The following is a 25,558-nucleotide window of genomic DNA, read 5'->3' on the forward strand; positions in this document are numbered from 1 at the left end:
CAAGCCCCAAGCATCCTTGCACTGTGTGAAATGCCTGCGCAGCCTCGGTGCGCTGCGCATGAAGCGCCGTGCCAGGCCTTTGCCAGTGGCACTGCGGGACAAGCCCTAGAATCCGGCGCTGATTGGGCTTGAAACAAGGCATTTTTGCGTCTGCATACACCGCTGTTGGCGTGGCTGAGCATCTGGCGCGTGCTGCTGGGCCATGCCTTGCCAACAGGGCGGCGCATCGCCACATGGCCTGGCGCACTTTGAGCACTTGGTGCGGCGCAGGCCCGCTTTCTTTTTTCTCAGGAGCTTTTCATGTCTTTTTCTTTGACTCGTCTGCCCCGCATGGCTGCGACTGTGCTGCTGGGCTTGGCTGCAGTTGGCGCTGGCGCTGGTCTGGCGCAAGCGCAGGAGTACCGCCTCAAGGAGCTGGAGATCAGCGCCCCGCACGCCCGCGCCAGCCGCCCGGGCGTGCCCAACAGCAGCGCCTACTTTGCCGTGACCAACCATGGCCAGCAGGCCGATCGCCTCGTCAGCGCCTCATCCCCAGTGGCCGAGCGCACCGAGCTGCACGACATGAAGATCGAGAACGATGTCATGCGCATGTTCCAGGTCGAAGGCATCGAGCTGCCCGCTGGCCAAAGCCTGACGCTGGGTCAGGGCAACAAGCTGCACGTCATGCTGATGCAGCTCAAGCAGCCGCTGCAAGCCGGGCAAACCATTTCGCTGACGCTGCAGTTCGAGAAGGTCGGCGCCATCGACATTCAGGTGCCGGTCAAGGAGCACAAAATGGGCGGGCACGAGCACCACGGGCACGGCCATGGCGACGGCCATGCCGAACACGGCAAGGGCCAGCAAGGTCATTCCGGCCATGAAGGCCACGGCAAGGCGCACTGATCAAGAGCAACAATCGGCCGGGTAACGGCCAACACAAAAAAGGGGCCTTGGATGGCCCCTTTTTTTTGGATCGTGGTGTGGCAGTGCTTATTGCACTTGCCGCACTTACTGCACTGCAGCCGGCACCAGTTTTTCCAGGCCAGCCAGCGGCGCGGTCACGTCCGCGGGCAGGTGGTGGCGCTGGCCCATGTAGCTGGCGGTGTTCATGGAGACGAACACATGGCCCTTGCCGTCTTCCCAGACCAGCACTTTGGAGGGCAGGTCGATGGCCAGCGTGGGGGCCTGCTGCATCATCGGCGTGCCCAGCTTGGGATTGCCGAACACGATGACGCTGGCCGCTGGCATGTCCAGTTGATGGTCCTTGGCGGCTTGTTGGTGGTCGATGACGGTGAAGATCGTCAGGCCCTTGGCCTTGAGCGCCTCTTCGATGCGCTTGACCGACTCTGCGGCCGAGTGCGCGCTTTGGACCGTCAGCAGGCCGTCCACTTCGGCCGGCTTCTTGGCCTCATCGGCGGCCATGGCCGTGCCGCCCAGCATGGCCAGGGCGAGCGCCAAGCTATGGAGTTTGGGGAGTTTCAGCAATTTCATGCTCCTTGTGTCAAAACAGGGCGGCAATGATAGGTGATACCGGCCAGCAGCGTGTGGCCGGTGTCGGCGCAGTGGGCTCAGAGCCTGTTCAAAATCTTTGCACGGCGGTCAAGAGAGCGGATTTGGGCGCTCTGCTGCGCCCGCAAAGCCTCGCCATAGCCCCAGCTATGGCTGAGTTTTGCGCCTTACAGCCCACCCCAAACCGCTTCTTGCCCACTCGCGCCGTGATTTTGAACAGGCTCTCAGAACTGGTAGCTCAGGCGCAGCATGGCGTTGCGCGGCGCGCCCCACTGGTATTGGGTGAACTGGCCATAGTTGGTGTAGTAATGCGCGTCGAACAGGTTGTTGATGTGCAGCGACAGCGCTGCGGCGCGGTTGACGTCGTAGCGCAGCATCAGGCTGGCGATCTGGTGCGCGCCTTGGCCGATGAGCACGTTCTGGCGCTGCGGGTTGCGCACCGTGCGTTGCGTGGCGCCGTACCAGTTCAGGCCAGCGCCAATTTGCAGCCCCGCCAGCGCGCTACTGAGGCGATAGGTAGTGAAGAGCTTGAAACTGCGGTTGGGCGTTTCGCGGCCGATGCGCTGGCCTTGCGCATCGCGCGCGACGAAGCTGCTCCAGCCAGCGTGCAGGTTCCAGCGCGGGCTGAGGGCGCCGGAGATTTCCAGCTCGACGCCGCGCGTCTTGGCGCCATTGACGGCGCGATACACGGGCTGGCCGCCGGGCAGGCGCTCGCCGGTAGCCACGGCCACGTTGTCGCGCCGGGTTTCGAAGGCGGCCAGCGCCAGATTGAGCTGGCCTTCGCGCAACCTGCTCTTGAAGCCCGCTTCGTAGTTGCGCCCGATCACCGGATCCAGGTAGCGCCCCTGCGCATCCAGCGTCGATTGGGGCTGGAAGATGTCTGTGTAGCTGGCGTACAGCGCATGCTGCGCACCGATTTTGTAGCTCAGGCCGAGGTAGTGCGAGGCGCGCTGCAGGCGGTTGCTGTAGGGCGTGAAGTAGGGGCCAAAGCTGTCGTCGTGCACACGGTAGCCGTTCATCCGCAGGCCCAGCGTCAGCGCCAGCGGCTCGGCCAGCGCCAGCTCGGTGATGCCGGAGATGGCGTTTTGCGTGCGGCGCCCGCGCAGCGCCGTAAAGCGCTCTGGTAGCCACTGCGGTTGGGGCAGATCAAAGTCCGGTCGGCTGAAATCGCCCCAGCTGGGCGGCAACTGCCCCGGCAGCGGGTTGTGGTAACCGTTGTCGTAGCGGTTGCGGTTGTGGTTGTAATTCAGGCGCAGCAAATGGGTGCGGCCCCAGGCGCGGTAGTGGCCGTGCAGCTTGGCATCGAGCGTGCGCTGCACGCGGCTGCCGCTGATGTGGTTGATGTAGCTGGTGGCCATGCCGGTGTTGCCCAGCGGCTCTGGATGGCCAGCGACGTAGCTGTTGTTGAAGTCCAGGCGGTTGTCGCTGTGCGTGTAGTTCAGCGTGGCCTGCCAGCCGCTGCCCAGGCGCTGCTCCAGCGTCAGATAGCTGTTGAGGCTGCGTGTGCGCGCATGCGCCCAGTGCGGCGCGGTGTTGACCGAGCGGCCGTAGCGGGTGAGGCTGCCGTCGCTGTGGAACAGCGGCAGTCCGCCGGACATGGTGCCGGTTGGGGTGCTGCGCTGCCAATCGGCGCCCAGGCGCAGCGTGCTGTATGGGCCAAGATCGGTCTCGGCCGTGGCGTAGAGGGTGCTGCGCGCTTCGCTGTAGCGATCGATGAAGGAATCGCGCGTTTGACGCACGCCCACGGCGCGTGCGCGCAGCGTGCCGGCCTGGTTCAGCGGGCCGGAGACATCGGCTTGGGCGCGGCGCAGGCCCCAGCTGCCCAGGCCCAGCGCTGCGCTGCCCTGGAGCTGACGCTGCGGGCGCTTGCGCACCAGGTTGATCGAGGCCGAGGGATTGCCTGGCCCGGTCATGAAGCCGGTGGCGCCGCGCACGATCTCGATGCGGTCGTACAAGGCCGTGTCCATCAGGTTGTCGCCGTAGTTGAAGCGCGTGTCGTAGTAGTTGGTCACGCCATCGTAGGAGACGCTGCCCACGTTCATGCCGCGCGCGGAAATGCTGAAGCGGTCAATGTCGTTTTGCTGCGAGCTCAGCCCCGTGGCGTTGTTGAGCACGTCGATCAGGCGGCCCAGCTCAGGCTGATCGAGCATGCGTTGGCTGGTGACGATGCTCACGGACTGGGTGCTGTCCTTGAGCTCTTGCGGGATGCCGGTGGTCGAGTTGCTCAGCCGCGCCGTGTAGTTGCCGGCGCCTTCGGTCTCCAGCAGCGCCTCGGGGCTGCTGCCGGTGACGGTGATGGCCTCCAGCTCGGCCCCAGATGTTGAAGGGGTGGGCGCAGCTTGCGCCCATGCGCTGGTCAGGCCCAGCAGGGCGCTGCCCACGCTCAAAAGGCGCAGGGCTTTGGCCAGGCCAGTGATGGGGTAGGGTGGGCGTGCAGGCGCAGAAGCGGCGCGGGGTGGGCAGATCGAGGCCATGGCAGTGCAGTGGGATGAAAAAGCAATGGGAAAACACCCGCTCTCAGAGCCTGTTCAAAATCTCGGTGCGAGTGGGCAAGAAGCGGTTTGGGGTGGGCTGCAAGGCGCAAAACGCAGCCATAGCTGGGGCTATGGCGAGGCTTTGCGGGCGCAGCAGAGCGCCCAAATCCGCTCTCTTGACCGCCGTGCAAAGATTTTGAACAGGCTCTCACAATCGCCGCGCATGGCGCTCGCCCACGGCTGGGGGCTGCAATGTGCACAACACGGCCCATGACTGGCGCCATGGGCGATTCTTCGGGCGCAGCAGATCGCCCGATGCCAGGGGGGCATGAGTGCGGAGCGAAGGATCCGAGAGCCGGTTTCTGAGAGCTGTTGCTCAGGCATGGCTTGGCCTGGGCTGCCGCGTTGGCAGGTAAGGGCCTGGCTGTGCGCGCCACAGTATCGGCAACGCCTGCTGCTGCCGGCTATGCGCAAACGCGGCAAGGCGATGCGCAATGACGCAATGCGACCGCGCACTGCGTAGGCTCAACGCTGGCGCAGCCAGGCGCTGGGGGCCAGGCCGAAATGCGCGCGGAAGGCGGCGGTGAAGTTGGTGGGGTGGGCGTAGCCGGCCAGCAGCGCTGCCTGGGCGATGCTGCTGCCCTGTTCGAGCTGCTGGCGCGCCTGCTCCAGGCGGCAGCTGCGCAGCCAGTCAAACACCGTGCAGCCGTAGGCGAGCTGGAACTTCACGCGCAGCACGCTGGGGCTCATGCAGGCCAGCTGCGCCAGCTCGTGCAGCGTGTAGGCTTGGCCGGGCGCGGCGCGCAATTGCTCATGCACGCGAGCCAGCAGGCGCCGGTCGCGCTCGCTCAGCCGTGTGGCGGCGTGTTGGCGCTTGACCTCGCTGGTGCTCGCTGCGCTGTCGCGGCGCTGGTCTGTGGCGGCCAGGGGCTGCAGCGCCTGGGCCAGCATTTGCAGCGCCAGGCCCTCGCGCAGCAACGCCTGCGCGGCCGGCAGCATGGCTGGGGCGAACAGCGCCTGCAGGGTCTGCAGCAAATGCCGATCAAGGGCCCAGCGCTGCAGTTGAGGCCGGCTTGGCCGCAGGGCCTGCTGCGCCCATTCGGCCAGTTGCGGGTCTGCGCCCAGCGCCTGGGCCTGCTCAAGCACCACGCTGACGCTGCGCAGTCGCTGGCCTGCGGCATGGTGGCCAGACAGCGCCGTGGCCTCGTCGTACACCATGCCGGCGCAGTGGCGCGCGCGCAGCGACACACTGCTGTCGGCTGCCCGCCCGCTGGCGTTGAGGCGCACCTCGGCCTGGCCCTGCAACAGCGCGCTGACCGACAAAGCAGCCGCATTGTGCGAATGCGATTGGTAGCTGTGCTGCACCTGCAGATCGGACAGCACCAGCTTCAGCCCTGGCCGCAGCACATGTTCTTGCACCTGGCCGCAGGCCACGCAGATGGCGCCGATGTCGCCGCGCTGCGCCTCCAGCTGCGGGAAGCGGTAGTCAAAACCGCTGCGCTGGCCCAGGCGCACCAGCTCGGCCACGGTCAGCTGCTGTGCCGTGGCTGACCTGGCAGGCTCGGCGGTGGATGCGGCGCAATCCATGGGCGGCGGCATGACGGGCTTTACTTCAGCGCGGCCAGGTGGCTGGTGAGTTGACGCAGCTTGGCGCCGGCCTGGCTGTCGTGGCCGTAGGTTTTTGTCACGGCGTCGATCTCGATTTGCAGCTGGCGGATCATGATGTGCTTGAGCGCGCTGGCGATTTCGTCGCGGTAGTCTTCCAGCGGATGCTCGCTGATGCGCTGGATGTGCGGCAGCAGCCGGGCCAGGGCGGCGGGCGGGGCCTGTTGCAGCGCCGGCTGTAGCTCGGCCCAGCTTTGCGCGCCGTACTGCTGGTAGTGGTCGTCGAGCCAGGCAAAGAGCTGCCCGTCCGGTGCGGGCAGGCGGCACAGCAGGCCCAGGTCTTGCTGGCTCAGGCTCTCCAGCAGGGGCATGTGGGCCAGCAGCACGCAGGCGGCGTGTTCCTCGCGCCGCAGCGGGCGCAGCCGCTGCGGCGTGCGCACCGCAGCGCCCAGGCCGCCCAACCCGCCGCCGTGCGTTGCGTTGCGCCGCCATGTGGGCGGCTGCCCGTCGCGCCGCGGCCAGGCATGGGGCGCGGGCTCGCCGGGCCAGGCCGCAGCAGGCGGGTATTGCGGCGCGCCGCCGTCGTGCATGCCGTCCAGTGGTGGCTCGTAGGGCAGGCCCTGGTGCGGGCCGTCGAATTCATCGGGCCAGGCCTGCATGGGCGGCTCGTGCAGCGGTGGCGGCATGGCGGCGGGGGCGTAGGCGCTGCCGAGCGCGCGCGCGCTGGCGGCGTCAGGCTGCGGATGCGGGCTACGCTGAGTGGGCTGAGGGCGCAAGGCAGCGGCCTGTTGTTGCCATAGCTGCTGCAAGTCTTCGCGCGCCAGTTGCGCGATGCGGGCCACCTCGTCACGGATTTGCAGCTTCAGCGCCCCCTCGGGCAGCATGGCCCACAGCGGCAGGGCGCGGTGCGCCATGCGCGCACGGCCCTCGGCGGTGGCCAGCTGACAATCCTGGCTGGCCACTTGCAGCAGATATTGGCTCAGCGGAATGGCCAGCTCGACCTGCTCGGCAAAGGCCTGCTCGCCGCGCTCGCGGATAAAGCTGTCTGGGTCGTGCTCCTTGGGCAGGAACAGAAAGCGCATGCTGCGGCGCTCGTCGGCAAAGGGCAGGGCGCATTCGAGCGCCTTGGCTGCGGCCTTGCGCCCGGCGCTGTCGCCGTCGAAGGCGAACACCAGCTGATCGGTGTGGCGCAGCAGCAGTTGCACGTGGTGCTCGGTGCAGGCCGTGCCCAGCGTGGCCACGGCGTTGGCAAAGCCCCACTGCGCCAGCGCCACCACATCCATATAGCCTTCGCAGACCAGCGCATAGCCCTGGCTGCGGATGGCCTGGCGCGCCTCGAACAGGCCATACAGCTCGCGGCCTTTGTGGAAGATGGGCGTCTCCGGCGAGTTCAGGTACTTGGGCTGGCCGTTGCCCATGATGCGCCCGCCAAAGCCGATGGTCTCGCCGCGCACATTGCGGATCGGGAACATCAGCCGGTCGCGGAAGCGATCGTAGCGGCGGCCGCTTTCAGCCTTGTAGATCACCAGGCCGGCGTCTTCGAGTTGCGGGTCGGCGTAGTCTGGGAACACGGCAGCCAGCGTATGCTCGCCCGGCGGCGCGTAGCCCAGCTGAAAGCGCGCCGCGATGGCGCCGCTCACGCCCCGGCCCTTCAGATACAAAATGGCCTCGCTGGCCTGCTTGAGGTGCTGCTTGTAGGCCGCAGCCGCCTGGGCGTTGAGTTCGACCAGCGTCTTTTGCTGCTGGCGGCGCTGCTGGCGCTCGGCCGCCTGCGTGGGCGATTCGCGCTCCTGGCGCGGCATGGGCAGGCCGGCGCGCTGCGCCAGCTCCTTGACGGCATCGACAAAGCCCAAGCCGGCATAGTCCATCAAAAAGCCAATGGCGTTGCCATGCTTGCCGCAGCCGAAGCAGTGATAGAACTGCTTGCTCGGGCTGACGGTGAAAGAGGGCGACTTTTCCTCGTGAAACGGGCACAGCCCCAGCAGATTGGCGCCGCCCTTTTTGAGCGTGACATAGCGCCCGACCACATCGACGATGTCGGTGCGCGCGTTCAACTCGTCCAGAAAATGCTGCGGAATGGCCACGGCGTGCGGGCAGGAAACTGCCTGGGGCAAAGGGCCGCATTATCGCCGTGGCGCAGCAGGGTGCAGCGGGGCTTCTTCAATACGCCCAGGTCACCGTCAGCCCCAGGCTTCTGCCCGGCGCCACTTGCGCAAAGCTGCCCAGCGGGCCGTAGGCAAAGCCATAGCTGCGGTAGCGTTTGTCCGTCAGGTTGTGCGCGTAAAGGCTCAGCTCCAGTTGGGGCGATGGGCTCCAGGCCAGTGCGGCGTCCACCAGGGTGTAGGCCTTTTGCTTGAGCGCATTGGCGCTGTCGAAATAGTGAGCGCCGGTGTGGCGCAGGCGCAGTTGTGGGCGCAGCGTGGTCTGGCCCAGTGGCACGCGGCCCGTGGCGCTCAGGCTCAGACCATGGCTGGGGGTGAAGGGGACGCGGTTGCGCCCGCAGCCTTGGCAACTGCTGGCGCTGTAGCGCCGAAAGCGCGCCTGGTTGACGAAGCCCGAGGCCGCCAGCGTCCAAGCCGGGCTGGCGCGCCACTGGGCCGATAGTTCCAGACCGCTGGAGCGGGTATCGCCGACGTTTTTCAGGGTTTGGGTGCCCATCTGGCTGTCGCCGTAGAGCTGGGCGTCGCGCGTGGCGATGCGGTAGAGCGCCAGTTGCAAACGCAGCCTGTCGGTGCTGTAGCGCGCGCCTGCTTCGATGCTGGTGGAGCGCTCGCGGTCAAAGCCTTCGGCATCGGCCAGGCTGGTGGGCGCGAGGTTGTAGCCCGCTGGCTTGTAGCCTTGCGCCAGGTTGAGGTAGCCGCGCCAGGCGCTGCTGAACTGGTAGCCCGCGGCCAGATGGCCCAAAGTGGTGTGCTCGCGCGTGCGGCGCTGGCCTGCGATGGGGCTGCCCATCATGTGCCCTTCGAAATGGGTGCGGGCGCTGTCGCGCGAGAAGCGCAGCCCGCCAGTGAGATCCAGCTTTGGGGTAAGGCGCCAGGTGATGTCGCCGTAGGCGGCCAGGGTTTCGCTGCGGTTGTGCGAGTGGCTTTGCAGCATGGGGCTGTGTACGGGCAAAACGAAGTCGATGGTGTAGTCGCGCTGCTGGCGCACGTCCTGCCGGTACAGGCCGAACACGCCATTCCAGCGCCGCGCAACGCCAGCCCGGGTGGCCAGGCGCAGTTCCTGCACGTTTTGCCGCCAGTGCTCGGGCTGCCAGGAATATTGCATGGCAAAGGGAAATTGCCGCGCATCCAGGTGCAGCCGCTGCGTGCTGGCAATGGCGCTGAGTTGCCAGTCCTGCCACTGGTACTGGCCTGAGCCGGTGAGGCTGTTGGTGCAGCGCTGCTGGCGCACTTCGCGCCAGGCTTCGGGCAGGCCGGGCATGGTATAGGCGGTGCGTGCGTCGATGGCGTCGAAAGGGGTGTAAACGTCTTGCTGGCCGCGCATGCAGTCGCGCGCGGCGGCAAGGCCCAGCTCCCAGGGGGCAGCGGCGGGCGCCAGCCGCAGCTTGAGCCGACCGGCGCGCGAGCGCGAGCCGCCCAGATCAGAGCCGAGCACGTCGCTGTGCAAAGGGCCGCTCGTGCGCTGGCTGGACAGCGAGGCGGCGCCGTAGAGCAGATCGCGCACCAGCGGGCCGGAGATGTTGGCCTGCGCCTGGTGCCCGCGGTGGCTGGCTACGCCAGCGCGCAGCAGCGCCTGCGCGCTGTTGTCCGGCTGGCGCGTGACGATGTTGAGCACGCCGCCCTGGGCGCTTTTGCCGTAGAGCGTGCCTTGCGGGCCTTTGAGCAGTTCCACCTGCTCGGCGTCCAGCAGCGATTGCAGCGCGGCGGTGGGCACCTGCGGCACGCCATCGACGTACACCGTCAGCGCCGGGTTGTAGAAGTCTTGCGCCGAGGTCACGCCGCGCAGCGTGATTTGCGGGTAGAGCTGGCTGCCGCTGTAGGCCATTTGCAGCTCGGGGAACACGCGCCCCAGCTCCTGCGTGCTGGCAACCTGGGCGTCCTCCAGCGCCCAACGGCTGGCGACGCTGGCGGCGCCGTTGAGTTGTTCCAGCTCGGCGTCGCGCTTGCTGGCCGAGACGACGACGGCGGGCAGCGTGGCCGCCTCGCGGTCTGGCTGCGCGCTGTCGCCCGCTTGCGTGGCATACGCTGGCAGCAGCGCCAGGCTGAGGCAGCACAAGACAAAAGGTGGATGAAGGCGCATGGTTCAGTCTCCTGTCGGTGAGGGGTTATGGGGGGATTGGCGGGATGGGCAAGATTCGGGCGCGCCGTGGGCGCTCCAGTGCTTGGCGCTTTCGCTGGCGCGCCACATGCGGGCGTAGCGCCCGTTGCCCGCGAGCAATTGCGCATGCCGGCCGCGCTCGGTGATGCGGCCGTCGTCCAGCACCAGAATCTGGTCGGCAGCGGCGATGGTGCTGAGGCGATGGGCGATCACGATCACGGTGCGGCTGCGCACCAGCGCGTCGATGGCGGCCTGGACGGCGATTTCGCTTTCGGTATCCAGCGCGGCGGTGGGTTCGTCGAGGATGACGATGGGCGCGTCCTTGAGCATGGCGCGGGCAATGCTGATGCGCTGGCGTTCGCCGCCCGAGAGCCGCGCGCCGATCTCGCCCACGCGGGTGTCATAGCCTTGCGGCAATCGGCTGATGAACTCGTGGCAGCAGGCCGCTTGCGCCGCAGCGCGCACCTGCGCGTCGCTCGCCTCGGGCCTGGCCATGCGGATGTTGGCCAGGATGCTGTCGTCAAACAGATACACCTCCTGGAACACCACGGAAATCATCCCGTTGAGCTGCTCTGGCGTCAGGGCGCGCAGATCGGCGCCGCCGATGGTGATGCGCCCGGCCTGTGGATCGGCATGGCGCAGCAGCAGGCGCGCCAGCGTGCTTTTGCCGCTGCCCGAGGGGCCAACCAGCGCGGTCAGGCTGCGCTCTGGCAATTGGGCGCTGATGCCGTGCAAGGTCTGCGCGCTGGCATTGGCATAGCGAAAGTCCACGTTTTCGATGGCGATGGCAAAGCCTTGCGGCTGGGCCGCTGGCGTGGCCTGTGGCAAGGCGGCGATGCGCAGCAGGGCGTCGATCTTGCCCAGCGCCGCTTCAATCAGGTCGATGACCTTGGCGTACAGCACGAAGTTGGCCAATGGCTCGCCAAAGCGCACGGCCAGCACCATCAGGGCCGCGAGAATGGCGGTATCGAGCGCGCCTGCGGTGACCAGCAGCGCGCCCGCGCACACCACCAGCAGCACGGCCAGCTCCATCACGGCGGCCAGCGCCAGATTGGGCCTGGCGCCTTTTTGCAGGCCGATGGTTTGCACGGCCTCCAGTTGCTCGATGCTGGCTTGCAGGCGTTGCGCGCCTTCGCCGGTGCAACAGGCCGCGCGCCAGGCGGGCAAGCCCTGGATGTATTCGAGCGCATCGGCGCTGGCGCGAGCGTCGGCCTCGGCCAACATGCGCATGCCGCGCCCGAAGGCCGGCCGCCGCCAGCGGTACAACGGCACGAGCAGCGGAAACACCAACAGCAACAGCAGGCCCATGCGCCAGTCGAAGTACAGCGCGGCCAGGGCCACGACCACGGGGGTCAACAGGGCGTTGGCCATCATCTGGGCCACGGTCAGCAGATAGCTGAGGTTTTCATCCACCCCGCCCAGCAGTGCAGCGTGGACTTCGCCCGCGCGGCGGCTTTGCAGCTCTTGCAGTGGGATACGGCGCAGTTGCTCGCCCAGGGCGGTGCGCAGCTCGTGGCTGTTTTGCACCATGTCGCCGCCGTAGTCGAAGGCCATGGCGCGCCAGCGCAATGCCATGCTGGCGATCATGGCCAGCGTCATGGCGACCAACCAGGGCCAGGCGGCACGCCAGTCGGGCGCGGGCATCAGGGCCTGGAACAAGGGCATCAGGCAGGCCAGGGCCAGCCCCTGGGTGGCGCTGGCCAGCGCCAGGGCGATCAGGCTGGCGCGCAGGCGCGGCGCGCGCGAGCGGGCGCTGTGCATCAGTTGCCGCCAGGTCTGGCGCAAGGGGGTGATGCGAGGGGCGGACGCGGCGCGGTTCATGCCTGCTCTCCTTGTCGGCGTGATGCATGGCTTGCCGCATGATTGCCCGACAAGGCCCAGTCGCGCGCCTGTTCATGGTTGCGCCACAGGCGGGCGTACAGGCCGCCCTGCGCCAGCAAGTCGTCATGGCGGCCTTGCTCGGCCAGCCGCCCTTGCTGGAACACCAGAATCTGATCGGCCGTGCGAATGGTGGGCAGGCGGTGCGCCACCATCAGCACGGTTTTGCCGCGCATGAGTTGCGCCAGCGCGGCCACTATGGCGGCTTCGTTTTCCGCATCGGCGTAGGCCGTGGCCTCGTCCAGCATCAGAATCGGGCGGTTCTGCAAAATGGCCCGCGCAATGGCGATGCGCTGGCGCTGCCCGCCAGAAAGGCGCACGCCGCGCTCGCCCGCCTGCGTGTCATAGCCCTGCGGCAAGGCCTCGATGAATGCGTGCGCCTGGGCGCAGCGGGCGGCGGCGATCACCTCCTCCATCGTGGCCTCTGGCACGCCCAGCCGGATGTTGTTGGCGATGCTGTCGGCCAGCAGAAAAACGTCCTGAAACACGAAGCCGACCTGACGCATCAGCACATCGGGTTGCATGTGGCGCACGTCCACGCCGCCGACCAGAATGCGCCCGGCGCTCACATCCCAGAAACGCGGGATGAGTTGCGCCACGGTGCTTTTGCCCGCGCCCGATGGGCCAACCAGCGCGGTGACGCTGCCCGGCGGCGCCCGAAAGCCCACGCCCTGCAAGGCCAGCGGGCCATCGTCGCCGTAGCGGAAATCGACCTGCTCGAACACCACGCTGGCGTCGCGCGGCGTTTGCGCCTGACCCGGCGCGGGCAAGGGCAGCGGCGGCAGTTGCAGGATTTCATGGATGCGTTGGATGCTCATCTGCGTCTTGCCGATCAGGTGGCGCAGCGCCATCAGCGGCATCAGCGCCTCGGCCATGCCCGTGCCGATCAGCAGCGCGGCCAGCCAGGGCGCGGCATCGAGCCTGCCTTGCGCCAGCAGCCATGCGCCCAGCCACAGCAGCGCCGCCAGGGTGGGCAAGGGGCTGAGGATGATTTGCGACAGACGCGAGGGCAGCCCTGCCATGCGGTACCAGCGCAGCAGCACGGCGCGGTAGTCCTCCAGGGCGCGCTGGTAGCGCCCAAAGGTGGTCGCGCCGGTGTCGAAGCTGCGCACCACCGGCATGGCCTGCACGTACTCCACCACCGCGCGGGCCACGCGCTCGCCAGCCGCGTGGTAGCGACGCATCATCTGGGCGCTGCCGCGCCAGGCCAGCGCTACGGTGGTCATGCCGATGCCCAGCACGGCCGTGGCAGCCAGCGCCAGCCGCCAATCCAGCGCGTACAGCAGCACGCCGGTCAACAGCGGCGCGGCATAGGCCCGCGCATACAGGGGCGTGGCATCGGCCACGAAAACATGCAGGGATTTGACGTCCTCCATCAGCACCTTGGTCAACGCGGCGCTGCCCAGTTGCTGCACCTGGCCCAGCGGCACCTGGGCCAGATGGCCCGCCAGCGTGGTGCGCAGCAACGCCTCCAGGCGAAAGGCCGCGCAGTGCGAGACATGCGAGGCCCGCAGGCGCAGCGTGAAGGCCAGCACCGTCAGCAGCAGGCAGACCAGCAACGGTTGCCACGGGTACTGCCGGGGCGTTTGCAGCAGGGCGTGCATGGCCCAGGCCAGGGCCGCCATCGCGCCCAGCACCGTGGCCGAAGCGATGGCGGACCAGGCCATGGCGCGGCGGATGCGGCCTTGCACCGGGCGCATGATGGCCCAGGCGCTGGGCCGGGTGGTGTTCTGGCTCATGGCGCGGCTCCTGCATTGGCGGCGCTGTCTTGGTTCTGGCGTGCTTGCTGCTTCACCTGATGGCTCACCCGCACCATGGCCAGCGCCGCCAGCAAGGCCGCCAGCGCAAAACAGGCGGCGTAGCCCAGGCGCTGCGACAGCCAGCCGCCCAGCACGCCGCCGGCCAGCGCCAGCAGCGCATCGGCGCTTTGGCACAGCGTGAAATCCACCCCCGGCTGCAAGGGCGAAGCCAAGCCCATCAAGGCCGCATACAACGCCACCCACAGGCAGGCCATGACGGTGAACATCAAGCCAATCAGCGCCACAAGAACCGCTGCGCTGGCGCTCGCCTCGGGCCGCGCCGCCAGCGTCAATGCCGCCAGCACGATGGCCTTGCAGCACATCGCCACAGCCACGGCGCGCCAGCCGGGGCAGCGCCGCACCAGCAAGCCGCCCACAATCGCGCCGCCCAGGCCAGCGCTCAGCTGCAGCGTGCCGAACACCCACCCCACCTGCTGCAAGTCCATGCCACGGTCGAGCAACAACGGCCCGAACATGCCCAGCGACAGCCGCACGCCCGCACTGCACAGCAACAACAGCATCAGGCCCGTGCGCAGCTCTGGGCGGCGCAGCGCGTGGGCGATGCCGGGGCGGTGCGCCAAGGTCTGGCAGGCAGGGCCGGCTGGCTCGCGCAGCATCAGCATGGGCAAGCTCAGCAACGCCATGAGCACGGCCGTCAGGCACAGCGCCATTGGCCAGCCCAGTCGGCCTGCGAGCAGCAAAAATCCGCCCGCGCCCAGCATCGCGCCCACATAACTGCCGCCCACCTGCACGGCATTGCCCCAGCCGCGCCAGCGCGCGCTGAGCTGCTCCACGGCAAAGCCGTCACAGGCCACGTCCGCCGTGGCGGCCAGCAGCGCGGCCAGCAGCAGTGCCGCCAGAATCCAGGGCGCGTGCGCACTCAACGTCAGTGGCAGCAGCAGGCCCGCCAGCCCCAACGCCGCCAGCACGGCGGCCATCAGCCATTGCCCGGTCAGCACCAGGGCGCGCGAGCGCCGTTGCGTTTGCCCGGCAGGCAGACGCCAGCGTTCAATGTGGGGCGCCCAGAAAAAACGCAGCCCCCAGGGCGCCCACAGCAAGGCCGTCAGCCCCGCCACGGTCAGCGAGGCCCCAGCATCGCGCAGCAGTGTGGGCAAGGCCTGCGTGACCAGCCCGGTGACGATGGTTTGCGTGACGTACACCGCGCCAATGGCGGCCAGCACATGCGGCCAGCCTGGCGGGATGCAGTGGGGTGAAGGGGAGGTGCCCATGGGCGAAAGCGGCGGCGGAACAACGGGAAACGGATCGGCCATTGCAAACCGCGGCTGCGCGCATGGCGCGGATGACCTGGATGCTGAACTGCCATCTGCACCTGCCGATGCGCCTGCGGGCCGCGCCAAGCCTGCCGGGGAGCGCGCCATACAATCGTTTGCAATTGCATGCGAATGCGTATCATCTTGCGAGCCATTCGGGCCGATGCGCGGTTTCGGGGCGGAATTTGTCGATTACGGAAAATGCCTATGCACACACGCAATGCACCAGTGCAAGACCCGGCCCGGCTGATGGATAGCGCCTTGGGCGGCGTGCCCCAGGCTTGGCGGCAGGCCATTTGGCTGGAGCGCCCCAACGAGGGCATCAACCTTTGCGGCATGAATGGGCGGCCTGGCGAGGACTGGGCCTTTGAGTCCGCCTCGGCGCCTGCGCTGGCCTTGAGCATCCTGCTCGAAGGCCAGATGGAGGCCGCATTCGAGGATGGTGCCGTCTTTGGCCTGGGCGCGGGCCAGGCCTTGCTGATGGCCGCTGGCCAGCACACCCGCGGCTGGAACGTGCTCTCTGGCGCCGGGCCGTTTCGCCTGCTCAATCTGCACTTGAGCCCGCAGGCGCTGCGGGGCCTGACCGGCATGGGCATGCAGGACATGCAGGCCCTGCTGCGCCAGGCCCGCCATGGCATGCGCCACCTCGATGCCTGTGCAGCCGTGCTGCCAGTGTTCAGCCAGTTGCAGCGCATCGCCGTGGAGCTGGCGCGCCAGCAGGGCTGCTTGCCCGATTGCAAGGCCAAGAGCGCCTTGCTGTGCGCCAAGGCCGCCGAGGCCCTGGCCGCCGTGCTCCAGCATTGCAGCATCGAGCAAGGCCACGGCCAATTGCGGCGCGCCGTACCGGCCGACCGGCCTCGGCTGCTGCGGGCCAATGCCCTGCTGGAGAGCGCCTGCGAGCAGCCCTGGAGCGTGGCCGCGCTGGCCCAGGCCGTGGGCCTGAACGAGAAACGCCTGCAAGCGGGTTTTCAGGCCCTATACGCATGCAGCGTGCACGAGCGCCTGACCGCCATCCGGCTGGATCTGGCCCAGAGCCTGCTGGCCCAGGGCCACTCCATCGCCCAGACCGCGCAGCGCTGCGGCTTTGGCAGCGCAAGCCATTTCAGCAAGGTCTTCAGCCGCCAGCTGGGAATGCCGCCCAGGCAGTGGGCCAGCGGCCAGCTGGGCCAATAGCCTCCTACACCGTCATTTCCATCACTGTGACGGCGCTCAATCGGCCATGGCTTCGACCAGAAAGCGCAGGCGTTTGCGGCCCATCCATTCGTCGGTCTCCAGCCGATAGGCCAGCTCGGCCTGTTCGGGCAGGCGTTCGGTGCGACCGAACCAGATGCCTTCGACCACCTGGCCGTGGTGCAGCACTTTCAGCGCCATGTGGCGGCTGGCGACCACGCGCTGCTCCAGCACGTGCAGCGGCTCCATGAACAGCGGGGCGGCAAAGCCCTGGCCCCAGACCTGGGTTTGCAGCAGTTCGGCCGTTTCGATGCTGCGGTATTGCGCCGGCAGCGGGCCGTCGCACCAGGTCTGGCCGTGCAGGGCGGCTTCGTCCAGCCATTCTTCGGCGATGCGTTGCAGCGCGTCCTGAAAGATGGGCAGGGCCTGGCTGCGCAGCGTGCAGCCGGCGGCCATGGCGTGGCCGCCGAATTTTTCCAGCACGCCGGGGTGGCGCTTGGCCAGCAGATCCAGCGCGTCGCGCAGGTGAAAGCCGGCGATGGAGCGACCCGAGCCTTTGAGCAGGCCGGCGCCGTCCTCGGCGGCGCTGGGGGCGAAGACGAAGGTGGGGCGGTGAAATTGCTCCTTGACGCGCGCGGCGACGATGCCAACCACGCCTTCGTGAAAGCCGCCGTCGCTGACGGTGATGGCCGCGGGCAGGCGGGGGGCGCGGGCCAGGTTTTGCAGCACGCTGCCGATGGCCACTTGCTTCATGTCCGCTTCCAGGTCGCGGCGCAGGCGGTTGATGTCGTCGAGCATCTGCGCCAGCTCGGCGGCGCGCTGGGCGTCGTCGGTGAGCAGGCATTCGATGCCGATGGTCATGTCGGTCAGGCGGCCGGCGGCATTCAGGCGCGGCGCCAGCGCAAAGCCCAGGTCGCTGGCGTGGGCGCGCGCCGGGTTGCGGCGGCTGAGCTCGAACAGCGCGGCCATGCCAGCGGGCATGTGCCCGGCGCGGATGCGCGCCAGCCCCTGGCTGGCCAGCAGGCGGTTGTTGGCGTCCAGCGGCACGACGTCGGCCACGGTGCCCAGCGCCACCAGCGGCAGCAGGCTGTCCAGCCGTGGCTGGTTGTGGGCCGTGAACTGGCCGCGCTCGCGCAGCAGGCTGCGCAGCGCCAGCAGGGTGTAGAACATCACGCCCACGCCGGCCAGGTGTTTGCTGGGGAAGCTGCAACCGGGCTGGTTGGGGTTGACCAGTGCGTCCGCCTGGGGCAGGGCCGGGCCGGGCAGGTGGTGGTCGGTGATCAGCACCTGCATGCCCAGCGCGCGTGCGCGGGCCACGCCTTCGATGCTGGCGATGCCGTTGTCCACCGTCACCAGCAGCTGCGTGCCGCTGGCGTGCATGCGTTCGGCCAGCCGGGGGGTGAGGCCGTAGCCGTCTTCGATGCGGTTGGGCACCAGGTAGTGCAGGTCTTGCGCGCCAAGCATGCGCAGCCCGCGCAGCGCCACGGCGCAGGCGGTGGCGCCGTCGCAGTCGTAGTCGGCCACGATGCCGATGCGCTGGCGCTGGGCGATGGCCTGGGCCAGCAGGGCGGCGGCGCTGGCCGCGCCCTTGAGCGTGGTCGGTGGCAGCAGGGCCTGCAGCCGGGTGTCCAGCTCGCGGGCATCGGCAATGCCGCGTGCGGCATAGAGTTGGGCCAGCAGCGGCGCAATGCCGGCTTGCTGCAGGGCCTGCTGGGCTTGCGGGGCTGTGGGGCGCTGGCGGTATTTCAAGGCGGGGCTGTCCTGTTGGGCTGTGCTGTGATCGAGGTGTTCGGGGCGCTGGCGGCCGATCTACAGTTGCTGCAGCAGCTGCATGGCAGCGTCGCGCGGGCGCAGGCCCAGGGCCTGGCGCAGGCGCTGGAGCCAGTGCGGCGCCTGCGGCCTGAGCCAGGCGGCGCGCCGCTCGCCGGCCAGCAGCAGTTGCCAGGCCGGGCCTTCGGCGCTGGGCGGCGTGGCCAGCAACTGTTGCAGCAGGCTGGCGTCCAGCGCCTGCCATTGCGCGGCCCAGGCGTGGAAGTTGCCCGCCAGCGCGGCGTCGCGCAGCGCCGTGTGCAGGTGGATGTGCGCCAGGCGCGGCTGCGCGGCGGCGGCCTGCGGCGGCACCACGCCCGTGCCGGAGAACCACAGCGCATTGACCGGGGCCTGGCCTTGCGCGGCGCGCTCGTCGTTGACGGGGTGGGTGTAGAGCAGCATTTGCGCCTCGGTCTGCAGGCGTTGCAAGGTGCTGGCCGGGCCGCGTGCGCCGCCCAGGCCGGGCAGCCAGTGGCGCACATCCTGGCCGATGACGCGCTCCAGCGAGGGCATGGCCAGAGTGGCCAGCCACGGCGCTTGCGCCAGCCACTGGCCATCGGGCAGCGGCCACAGTTGCAGGCCATCCTCGGCCTGGCCTTGTGCGTCGTCGCTCCACAGCGCGCGCAGCGCCGCCAGCAGCGCGGCGTTGTGCGCCGGGCTGAGCGCCAGCTGGGCTGGGTCGTGCAGCACGATGGCATCGGTGCGGATCTGCAAGTGGCAGGGGGTGACCAGCGCCCAGCCCTGGCCGGGCTGCACGGCCAGGCCATGCTGCAAGGCGCGCAGCGCCGCCAGCGCGGGCAGGCCCTGGGCGGCGCCGGGTGCGTTTGCCGCAGCCGTGGCGGCAGCGGCAGCGGCCTCGGCCGTATCGGGCCAGGCTGCCTGCAGCAGTGCCAGCTCGTGGGGCATGAGCGGGCTGTCGCTTGGCAGGTCCAGCCACTGCGGCGCAGCCACCTGGCCCAGCAGGGCCTGCAGCGCCGGCAGTTGCAGCTGCGCGCCGCTGGCCGAGAAAAAGGCCTGCATGCCATGCACGGCGGCAAAGGGCAGGATGTGGGTGACGATGGGCATGACGGCTGCGGGCATGGGCGTGTTGACGGGCGCGATTGTCGCGCAAGCTGGGTCGCAGCGGCCGGGGCTGTCGCTGCTTTTCGGCTGTTCTTGCACGGGCTCCTACAATGCCCGGCTTTCGATTGCACCAGGAGAGCCCATGTCCCCCATTGCTGCCATTGCTGAGCGCCATGACGAGTTGACGGCCATCCGCCGCGATCTGCATGCTCACCCGGAGCTGGGGTTCGAGGAATTTCGCACAGCCGGGCTGGTGGCCGACAGGCTGCGCAGCTGGGGTATTGAGGTGCACACGGGCCTGGCGCGCACCGGGGTGGTGGGGCTGATCGAGGGCCGGCATGTTGCGCCGCAGCCGCGCATGCTGGGGTTGCGCGCGGACATGGACGCGCTGCCGATGGACGAGCACAACCGCTTTGCCCACGCCAGCCGCATGCCCGGGCGCATGCACGCCTGCGGCCACGATGGGCACACGGCCATGTTGCTGGGCGCGGCGCAGTACTTGGCGCAGACGCGCGATTTCGCTGGCACGGTGGCGCTGATCTTCCAGCCGGCCGAGGAGTTCGGCGGCGGCGCGGACGTGATGCTGCGTGAGGGGCTGCTGCAGCGCTATCCGCTGGAGGCGGTGTTCGGCATGCACAACATGCCGGGCATTGCGGCGGGCTCGTTTGCGCTGTCCAGCGGGCCGGTGCTGGCTTCCAACAGCGAGTTCAAAATCACGCTGCAGGGCAAGGGCGGGCACGCGGCCATGCCGCATCTGGCGGTCGATCCCATCGTCGTGGCTGGGCAGTTGATCGGCGCGCTGCAAAGCATCGTCAGCCGCAGCAAGCCGCCGCTGGAGTCGGCCGTGGTTTCGGTGACGACACTGCAGGCCGGCGATACCTTCAACGTCATCCCGGAGCAATGCCGCATGGGCGGCACGGTGCGCGCCTACACCGAGCCGGTGCTGGACGTGATCGAACAGCGCATGCGCGAGCTGGTGGAGTTCACGGCCCGCGCCCACGGCGCCAATGGGCAGCTGGAGTTCAACCGCATCTACCCGGCAACCGTCAACCACGAAGCGCAGACGGCGTTCGCACAGGCCGTGCTGCAGGAGCTGGTCGGGCCGCAGCGCGTGCTGCGCCAGACGCCCATCATGGCCGCCGAGGACTTTGCCTTCATGCTGCAGAAAGTCCCGGGCTGCTATGCCTTCATCGGCAATGGCGATGGAGGCCATCGCCTTGACGGCCATGGCGATGGCCCTTGCCTGGTGCACAACCCGAGCTACGACTTCAACGATGCCATCCTGCCGCTGGGGGCCAGCTATCTGGCGCGGCTGGCCGAGCGCTGGCTGGCGCCTGCGGCGGCTTGATTGGCGGCTTGAGGGGCCGCCCCAGCCGCCGCGCGCAGCCGCAAGCGGCGCCCCAAATCAATCGGGCAGGATGCCGAGTTTTTGCAGCTGTGGGCCCCAGTGGCTGCGCTCCTGCTCAATGCGCTGCGCGAACGCGGCCGCGCTCTCGTGCAGCGGGATGGAGCCGTTGCGGCGCATGGTGTCGATAAAGCCTGGGTCGCGCAGGGCCTGGCCAATGGCCTGGTTGAGCTGCTCGACCACCGCCTGCGGCGTGCCCGCCGGGGCCGCCACGCCCAGCCAGACGGCGCTTTCAAAGCCGGGGTAGCCGGCCTGCTCCAGCGTGGGCGCGCCGGCAAAGCTGGGGCTGTCCACTTTGGGGCTGACGGCCAGCACCTTCAGGCGCTGTTGGCGCACCATGGGCTCGACCAGCGCCGTGCCGGCAAAGTACAGCTGCGTGTCGCCTGCCAGCGTGGCCGTCAGCGCGTCCGGGCCGGTCTTGAAGGGAATGTGCTGCAGCTCGATGCCCGCCTGGCGGCGCCAGAACTCGAACAGCACATGCGGCGGGCTGCCATTGCCCGAGCTGGCATAGTTCAGCACGCCGGGCTGCGCCTTGGCTTTTTCGACCAGCTCGGCCACGTTGGCCGCACCCAGGCCGGGGTGGGCCACCAGCGCCATGGGCAGCACGGCAATGGGGCTGACGGGCAGCAGATCGCGCGCAGGCTCATAGCTCAGCTTGGGGAAGATGTAGGGGCTCCAGACCGCATGGGCGTTGGTGATGATGGCCAGCGTGTGGCCGCTGGGCTCGCTCTCTTTGAGTTGCTTCATGGCCACCATGCCGCCTGCGCCGGGGCGGTTGTCCACCACCACGGGCTGGCCCAGCGTGGCGTGCAGCTTCTCGGCCAGCGGGCGGGCAAACAAATCGGGCAGGCTGCCGGCGCCGCCGTTGACGATCAGCGTCACCGTGCGGCTGGGGAATGGGACGGCTGCCTGCTGGGCCTGGGCAAGCGCCGGCATGGCCAGCAAAGCGGGCAGGGCAGCGCACAGGGCGCGCCGCAGCAGGCCAGGGCGGGTTGGTGATTTCAAAGGGCGAATAGGGCTCACAAAAACTCCTTAAAGGGGCAGGGTGGATGGGCCACCGGCCAGGTCGACCGGCGCGTTGCAATCAGGCCGCCACCATACATGAGCTGCAAGTGGTTTTGATGCTCAGTCTCAATCCTTTTTCTGGCGCTGCAAATTCCCTGGATGGCCAGGGCGCAAGTTCATCCCTGGTAACGCAGCCGCATAGAATGCGCGCTTTTGCCGCGTCTTTGGCGCGGCCAGCGTTTTGTTTTCCTTGCTGATATGCCCCCCGCCCTGAACGAGGTCACGATCTACACCGATGGCGCCTGCAAAGGCAACCCCGGCGCGGGCGGTTGGGGGGCGCTGCTGCAGTCGCAGGGGCACAGCAAGGAGATCTGGGGCGGCGAGCGCAGCACCACCAACAACCGCATGGAGCTGCGCGCCGTGATCGAGGCCCTGGCCTTGCTCAAGCGCCCCTGCCGCATCACGCTGTATCTGGACAGCGAGTACGTGCGCAAGGGCATCACCGAATGGATCCATGGCTGGAAGGCCAGGGGCTGGCAGACGGCGAGCAAGCAGCCGGTCAAGAATGCCGAGCTGTGGCGCGAGCTCGATGCGCTGGTGCACGAGCGCGGCCACCAGATCGACTGGCGCTGGGTCAAGGGCCATGCAGGCATTGCCGGCAACGAGCGCGCCGATGCGCTGGCCAACCGTGGCGTTGAGGAGCTGGCCTGAACCTGCCGCCAGGGTCTGGCAAGCCTGACGCTGGCGTGGCCTGGGCGGTGTGGGCGCGTTGGCCGCACAGGCCGCCCCATGATTCCCTCTGAATGCCCTTGATGAATGAGAGTAAGAAATGACGCATGAAGCCATGCCGCCGCAGCCGCCGCGGCCCCCTGGTCATGCCGATGCGGCCGTGGTGTTCGAGGGCGTGGGCAAGACCTACCAGTCCTCGGCCGGGCCCTTGCAGGCGCTGGCCGGCATTGACCTGGCCATTGCACGCGGCAGCGTGTTCGGCATCATTGGCCGCAGTGGCGCGGGCAAGTCCAGCCTGCTGCGCACCATCAACCGGCTCGAAGAGCCCACCGAGGGCCGCGTGCTGGTCGAGGGCGTGGATATTGGCCGTCTGTCGCAGCATGAGCTGGTGCGCCAGCGGCGGCGCATCGGCATGATCTTCCAGCACTTCAACCTGCTGGCCTTCAAGACCGTGTGGGACAACGTGGCGCTGCCCATGCAGGTGGCCGGCTGCAGTGCGGCGCAGACCCATGCGCGCGTGCAGGAGCTGCTGGAGCTGGTGGGCCTGGCCGACAAGAAATCCATGTACCCGCGCCAGCTCTCGGGCGGGCAAAAGCAGCGCGTGGGCATTGCCCGGGCGCTGGTGCACAACCCGCCGATCCTGCTGTGCGATGAGGCCACCTCGGCGCTGGATCCCGAGACCACGCAGGCCATTTTGCAGTTGCTGCGCGACATCAATCGCCGCCTGGGCATTACCGTCATCCTCATCACGCACGAGATGAGCGTGATCCGTGAGATTGCCGATCATGTGCTGGTGCTGGAGCAGGGCCGCATTGCCGAACTGGGCCCCGTTTGGCAGGTGTTTGGCGCGCCGCAGCACCCGGCCACGCAGGCGCTGCTGGCGCCGCTGCAGCAGCAGTTGCCCGATGAGTTGCGCGCGCGGCTGCTGCCCCAGGCCCCGGCCAATGGCGCAGGCCATGCGCGCGTGCTGCAGCTGGGCTACACCGGCGCGGGCGCTCTGGAGCCCGACCTGCTGCGCATTGCCCAGGCGCTGCCTGGCCCGGTGCGCCTGCTGCACGGCGGGGTCGATCGCATCCAGGGCCATGCCTACGGGCGCCTGCTGCTGGCCGTGGGCGGCAGCGCCCCCTTGCCCGATTTGCAGGCCCTGTGCCAGGGCGAGCAGGCCATCGCCCACAGCGCCCAGCTGCTGGGCCATATCGCGCTGGAGCACGTCGCGCTGGGCGATGCCGGCCTGGCCGCAATTTCAGGAGAGCGCCATGTTTGAACTCAGCATTCCGCTGGCCACTTACTGGCAGGCCCTGCTGGATACGCTGCTGATGGTGTCCGTCTCGGGCGCCATCGTGCTGCTGGGCGGCATCCCCATGGCCTTGCTGCTGATCCTCACGGCGCCGGGCGGGCTGCTGGCCTCGCCGGCGGTGCACCGCGTATTTGGCGCAGTCGTCAACGGCTTTCGCGCCGTGCCCTTCATCGTGCTGCTGGTGGCGCTCTTGCCAGTCACGCGCTATCTGGTGGGCACCTCCATCGGCGTGTGGGCCGCCATCGTGCCGCTGTCCATCAGCGCCACGCCGTTCTTTGCCCGCATTGCCGAAGTCAGCCTGCGTGAGGTGGACCGCGGCCTGGTCGAAGCGGCCCAGGCCATGGGCTGCCGCAAATGGCACATCGTGCGCCATGTCTATCTGCCCGAGGCCTTGCCCGGCATCATTGGCGGTTTTACCGTCACGCTGGTGGCGCTGATCAGCTACACCGCCATGGCTGGCGCGGTGGGCGCGGGCGGGCTGGGCGATCTGGCGATCCGCTACGGCTACCAGCGCTTTGACAACCAGGTCAGCCTGATCGTCATCGCCATCCTGATCGTTCTGGTGACGCTGGTGCAGTGGCTGGGCGATGCCTATGTGCACTGGCTCAAGCACCGCTGAGTCAGCATCTGCACAAAAACAAAGCCCGTGCCGCTCTCACTTGCCGGCACGGGCTTTGTCTTTTGTGGGTTGGCGCTTTGAACACGCTCTAGCTTGCCGCGTCCTCGAAGGCCATGGCGCGGCGGTACCACTCGTGGAAGTGCTGCATGCCATCTTCCATCGGGCTTTGGTAGGGGCCGACTTCGTTATCGCCGCGCGCGAACAAGGCCTTGCGCCCGGCGTCCATGCGCTCGCCGATTTCATCGTCCTCGATGGCTGTTTCCATGTAGGCCGCACGCTGCGCCTCGACGAATTCGCGCTCGAAGGCGACGATTTCCTCGGGGTAATAGAACTCCACCACGTTCATGGTCTTGTCCACGCTGATGGGGTGCAGCGTGGAGACCGTCAGCACGTGCGGGTACCACTCGATCATGATGTGCGGGTAATAGGTCAGCCAGATGGCGCCGTGCTCGGGCAGGCGGCCTTCGTTGTAGCGCAGCAGCACTTCGTGCCAGCGCTGGTAAACGGCGCTGCCCGATTGCTTGAGCGCATTGGCCACGCCCACGGTCTGCACGGAGTATTCCTGCCCGAACTCCCAGCGCAGATCGTCGCAGGTGACGAAGTTGCCCAGCCCAGGGTGGAAGGGGCCGACGTGGTAGTCCTCCAGATAGACCTCGATGAAGGTCTTCCAGTTGTAGTTGCACTCGTGCATTTCCACGTGGTCCAGCGCAAAGCCCTCGAAGCTCAGTGCGTGGCGCGGGCCCAGCCGGGCCAGGTCAGCGGCGATGTCGCGGCCGTTGTCCTCGAACAGCAGGCCGTTCCACTCGCGCAGCCGGTACTGGTTGAGGTTCAGGCACGGGTCTTGCGGGAAATGCGGCGCGCCCAGCAGCGTGCCGTTTTCGCTGTAGGTCCAGCGGTGCAGTGGGCAGACGATGTTGCCTGCCGCACTGCCCTTGGCGTTGTTTTGCAGATTGCCACGGCCTTGCAGCATCACGGCCTGGCGGTGGCGGCAGACATTGGAGATCAGCGCCACGGAGCCATCGCGCTGGCGCACCAGCGCACGGCCTTGCTGCTCTTGCGGCAGGGCAAAGTAGTCGCCGGGCTCGGGCACGGCCAGCTGGTGGCCCATGTAGCGCGGCCCGGCGGCAAACAGGGTTTGCAACTCACGCTGGAACAGCGCCTGGTCAAAATAGCTGGAGACGGGCAACTGGCTTTTGGCCTGCTGCAGGGGAAGACTCAAATCAGACATCGCATCCTGATCCATGGACGACTCGAACAAGCCCGGTGCGTCTGGGCCGGGCCGCTGGTGCCGCGCGCCACAGTGGGCCTGGCGCGGCCACCGTTGGCATGGGCTTTCGTCATTTCGAGCGGCGCGCCAAAGTGGGAAACTTCATTGAAGGCGCACGACGAAAAAACAAGCCGGTCAATGCAATGCACCGCCCGGCCCTGTTCAACGAGAGGCGATTCTATCAGTGCCCCCCAAGGAGGGAAAAGCGCGCTGAATGCTTGAGCAGCGCCTACGTGAATTGCCATTGCAGGCCAGGCTATGGCGCTCGCTGTAGAGCGCCGGTTCCAAGTCTTGGCGCACGGCAGGCAAAAAAGCAAATGGGGCGGCCTGCAGCGTTGAAAGCTTTGCCATGGCTGGGACCATGGCTGCGAGATGTGCGCAAGGCGGCGCCCTGCAACCCATCCCGAACCGCTTTTTGCC

The 25,558-nt window shown here is 68.1% G+C and carries 18 protein-coding genes; 6 read left to right on the top strand and 12 right to left on the bottom strand.

Going from position 1 to position 25,558, the window contains the following annotated elements:
* Positions 1-300 precede the first annotated feature (300 nt).
* Positions 301-882 carry a copper chaperone PCu(A)C gene (locus tag CK620_RS10080; protein WP_095550190.1) on the top strand — a complete coding sequence of 194 codons (582 nt, stop codon included), beginning with the start codon at positions 301-303 and terminating at the stop codon, positions 880-882.
* 105 nt (positions 883-987) lie between these two features.
* Here CK620_RS10080 and CK620_RS10085 read toward each other — a convergent pair whose 3' ends face one another.
* The 8 genes from CK620_RS10085 to CK620_RS10120 all read right to left on the bottom strand — a co-directional run bounded on the left by CK620_RS10085 (position 988) and on the right by CK620_RS10120 (position 14,733).
* Positions 988-1,464: a DUF302 domain-containing protein gene (locus tag CK620_RS10085; protein ID WP_238945858.1), complete on the bottom strand. Its 477-nt coding sequence runs from the start codon at positions 1,462-1,464 to the stop codon at positions 988-990.
* A gap of 248 nt (positions 1,465-1,712) precedes the next feature.
* Positions 1,713-3,962 carry a TonB-dependent siderophore receptor gene (locus tag CK620_RS10090; protein ID WP_095550191.1) on the bottom strand — a complete coding sequence of 750 codons (2,250 nt, stop codon included), beginning with the start codon at positions 3,960-3,962 and terminating at the stop codon, positions 1,713-1,715.
* Positions 3,963-4,487: 525 nt separating this feature from the next.
* The gene (locus CK620_RS10095; protein WP_179290623.1) at positions 4,488-5,549 is read right to left on the bottom strand and encodes a helix-turn-helix transcriptional regulator; all 1,062 of its coding nucleotides are present in this window, start codon (positions 5,547-5,549) and stop codon (positions 4,488-4,490) included.
* 20 nt (positions 5,550-5,569) lie between these two features.
* Entirely contained in the window at positions 5,570-7,651 is a 2,082-nt protein-coding gene (dnaG, locus tag CK620_RS10100) for a DNA primase (protein ID WP_095550193.1), read from the bottom strand.
* Positions 7,652-7,727: 76 nt separating this feature from the next.
* Positions 7,728-9,809: a TonB-dependent receptor gene (locus CK620_RS10105; RefSeq protein WP_095550194.1), complete on the bottom strand. Its 2,082-nt coding sequence runs from the start codon at positions 9,807-9,809 to the stop codon at positions 7,728-7,730.
* Positions 9,810-9,812: 3 nt separating this feature from the next.
* Positions 9,813-11,648: an ABC transporter ATP-binding protein gene (locus tag CK620_RS10110; protein WP_095550195.1), complete on the bottom strand. Its 1,836-nt coding sequence runs from the start codon at positions 11,646-11,648 to the stop codon at positions 9,813-9,815.
* Entirely contained in the window at positions 11,645-13,444 is a 1,800-nt protein-coding gene (locus tag CK620_RS10115) for an ABC transporter ATP-binding protein (RefSeq protein WP_238946092.1), read from the bottom strand. Before CK620_RS10115 ends, CK620_RS10110 begins: the two co-directional genes overlap by 4 nt.
* A complete protein-coding gene (locus CK620_RS10120) occupies positions 13,441-14,733 on the bottom strand; it encodes an MFS transporter (RefSeq protein WP_179290624.1) in 1,293 nt (430 codons plus the stop codon). Before CK620_RS10120 ends, CK620_RS10115 begins: the two co-directional genes overlap by 4 nt.
* 249 nt (positions 14,734-14,982) lie before the next feature.
* On the opposite strand from CK620_RS10120, the gene CK620_RS10125 reads away from it, so the two are divergent.
* Positions 14,983-15,948 (top strand): helix-turn-helix transcriptional regulator, encoded by a 966-nt coding sequence (locus CK620_RS10125; protein ID WP_179290625.1) that lies wholly within the window; start codon positions 14,983-14,985, stop codon positions 15,946-15,948.
* A gap of 36 nt (positions 15,949-15,984) precedes the next feature.
* On the opposite strand, the gene recJ is transcribed toward CK620_RS10125, so the two are convergent.
* Positions 15,985-17,694, bottom strand: coding sequence for a single-stranded-DNA-specific exonuclease RecJ (gene recJ / locus CK620_RS10130; protein ID WP_095550198.1), 1,710 nt, complete (start codon positions 17,692-17,694; stop codon positions 15,985-15,987).
* 60 nt (positions 17,695-17,754) lie between these two features.
* The gene (locus CK620_RS10135; RefSeq protein ID WP_095550199.1) at positions 17,755-18,834 is read right to left on the bottom strand and encodes a phosphoglycerate mutase; all 1,080 of its coding nucleotides are present in this window, start codon (positions 18,832-18,834) and stop codon (positions 17,755-17,757) included.
* A gap of 124 nt (positions 18,835-18,958) precedes the next feature.
* Here CK620_RS10135 and CK620_RS10140 point away from each other — a divergent pair, with 124 nt between their 5' ends.
* Positions 18,959-20,164, top strand: coding sequence for a M20 aminoacylase family protein (locus CK620_RS10140; RefSeq protein ID WP_095550200.1), 1,206 nt, complete (start codon positions 18,959-18,961; stop codon positions 20,162-20,164).
* 57 nt (positions 20,165-20,221) lie between these two features.
* On the opposite strand, the gene CK620_RS10145 is transcribed toward CK620_RS10140, so the two are convergent.
* Positions 20,222-21,226 (bottom strand): Bug family tripartite tricarboxylate transporter substrate binding protein, encoded by a 1,005-nt coding sequence (locus CK620_RS10145; RefSeq protein ID WP_238946093.1) that lies wholly within the window; start codon positions 21,224-21,226, stop codon positions 20,222-20,224.
* A gap of 270 nt (positions 21,227-21,496) precedes the next feature.
* On the opposite strand from CK620_RS10145, the gene rnhA reads away from it, so the two are divergent.
* The 3 genes from rnhA to CK620_RS10160 all read left to right on the top strand — a co-directional run bounded on the left by rnhA (position 21,497) and on the right by CK620_RS10160 (position 23,871).
* The gene (gene rnhA / locus CK620_RS10150) at positions 21,497-21,937 is read left to right on the top strand and encodes a ribonuclease HI (RefSeq protein WP_095542840.1); all 441 of its coding nucleotides are present in this window, start codon (positions 21,497-21,499) and stop codon (positions 21,935-21,937) included.
* A gap of 118 nt (positions 21,938-22,055) precedes the next feature.
* On the top strand, positions 22,056-23,219 hold the full coding sequence (locus CK620_RS10155) for a methionine ABC transporter ATP-binding protein (protein WP_095550201.1): 1,164 nt from the start codon (positions 22,056-22,058) through the stop codon (positions 23,217-23,219).
* Entirely contained in the window at positions 23,212-23,871 is a 660-nt protein-coding gene (locus CK620_RS10160; protein WP_095539106.1) for a methionine ABC transporter permease, read from the top strand. The genes CK620_RS10155 and CK620_RS10160 overlap by 8 nt, the downstream gene beginning before the upstream one ends.
* 88 nt (positions 23,872-23,959) lie before the next feature.
* Here CK620_RS10160 and CK620_RS10165 read toward each other — a convergent pair whose 3' ends face one another.
* On the bottom strand, positions 23,960-25,099 hold the full coding sequence (locus CK620_RS10165; RefSeq protein ID WP_095550343.1) for an aromatic ring-hydroxylating oxygenase subunit alpha: 1,140 nt from the start codon (positions 25,097-25,099) through the stop codon (positions 23,960-23,962).
* Positions 25,100-25,558: the final 459 nt, after the last annotated feature.

Origin of the sequence: Vandammella animalimorsus, assembly GCF_002285285.1 — a bacterium.
Classification (GTDB): Bacteria; Pseudomonadota; Gammaproteobacteria; order Burkholderiales; family Burkholderiaceae_C; genus Lampropedia; species Lampropedia animalimorsus.

Excerpts from the sequence above, each read along its gene's own strand:
- CK620_RS10080 (WP_095550190.1), top strand. The coding sequence starts at position 301 with ATGTCTTTTTCTTTGACTCGTCTGCCCCGCATGGCTGCGACTGTGCTG.
- CK620_RS10090 (WP_095550191.1), bottom strand. The coding sequence starts at position 3,962 with ATGGCCTCGATCTGCCCACCCCGCGCCGCTTCTGCGCCTGCACGCCCA.
- CK620_RS10095 (WP_179290623.1), bottom strand. The coding sequence starts at position 5,549 with ATGGATTGCGCCGCATCCACCGCCGAGCCTGCCAGGTCAGCCACGGCA.
- CK620_RS10105 (WP_095550194.1), bottom strand. The coding sequence starts at position 9,809 with ATGCGCCTTCATCCACCTTTTGTCTTGTGCTGCCTCAGCCTGGCGCTG.
- CK620_RS10110 (WP_095550195.1), bottom strand. The coding sequence starts at position 11,648 with ATGAACCGCGCCGCGTCCGCCCCTCGCATCACCCCCTTGCGCCAGACC.
- CK620_RS10115 (WP_238946092.1), bottom strand. The coding sequence starts at position 13,444 with ATGAGCCAGAACACCACCCGGCCCAGCGCCTGGGCCATCATGCGCCCG.
- CK620_RS10120 (WP_179290624.1), bottom strand. The coding sequence starts at position 14,733 with ATGGGCACCTCCCCTTCACCCCACTGCATCCCGCCAGGCTGGCCGCAT.
- CK620_RS10125 (WP_179290625.1), top strand. The coding sequence starts at position 14,983 with ATGCACACACGCAATGCACCAGTGCAAGACCCGGCCCGGCTGATGGAT.
- CK620_RS10135 (WP_095550199.1), bottom strand. The coding sequence starts at position 18,834 with ATGCCCGCAGCCGTCATGCCCATCGTCACCCACATCCTGCCCTTTGCC.
- CK620_RS10140 (WP_095550200.1), top strand. The coding sequence starts at position 18,959 with ATGTCCCCCATTGCTGCCATTGCTGAGCGCCATGACGAGTTGACGGCC.
- CK620_RS10155 (WP_095550201.1), top strand. The coding sequence starts at position 22,056 with ATGACGCATGAAGCCATGCCGCCGCAGCCGCCGCGGCCCCCTGGTCAT.
- CK620_RS10160 (WP_095539106.1), top strand. The coding sequence starts at position 23,212 with ATGTTTGAACTCAGCATTCCGCTGGCCACTTACTGGCAGGCCCTGCTG.
- CK620_RS10165 (WP_095550343.1), bottom strand. The coding sequence starts at position 25,099 with ATGTCTGATTTGAGTCTTCCCCTGCAGCAGGCCAAAAGCCAGTTGCCC.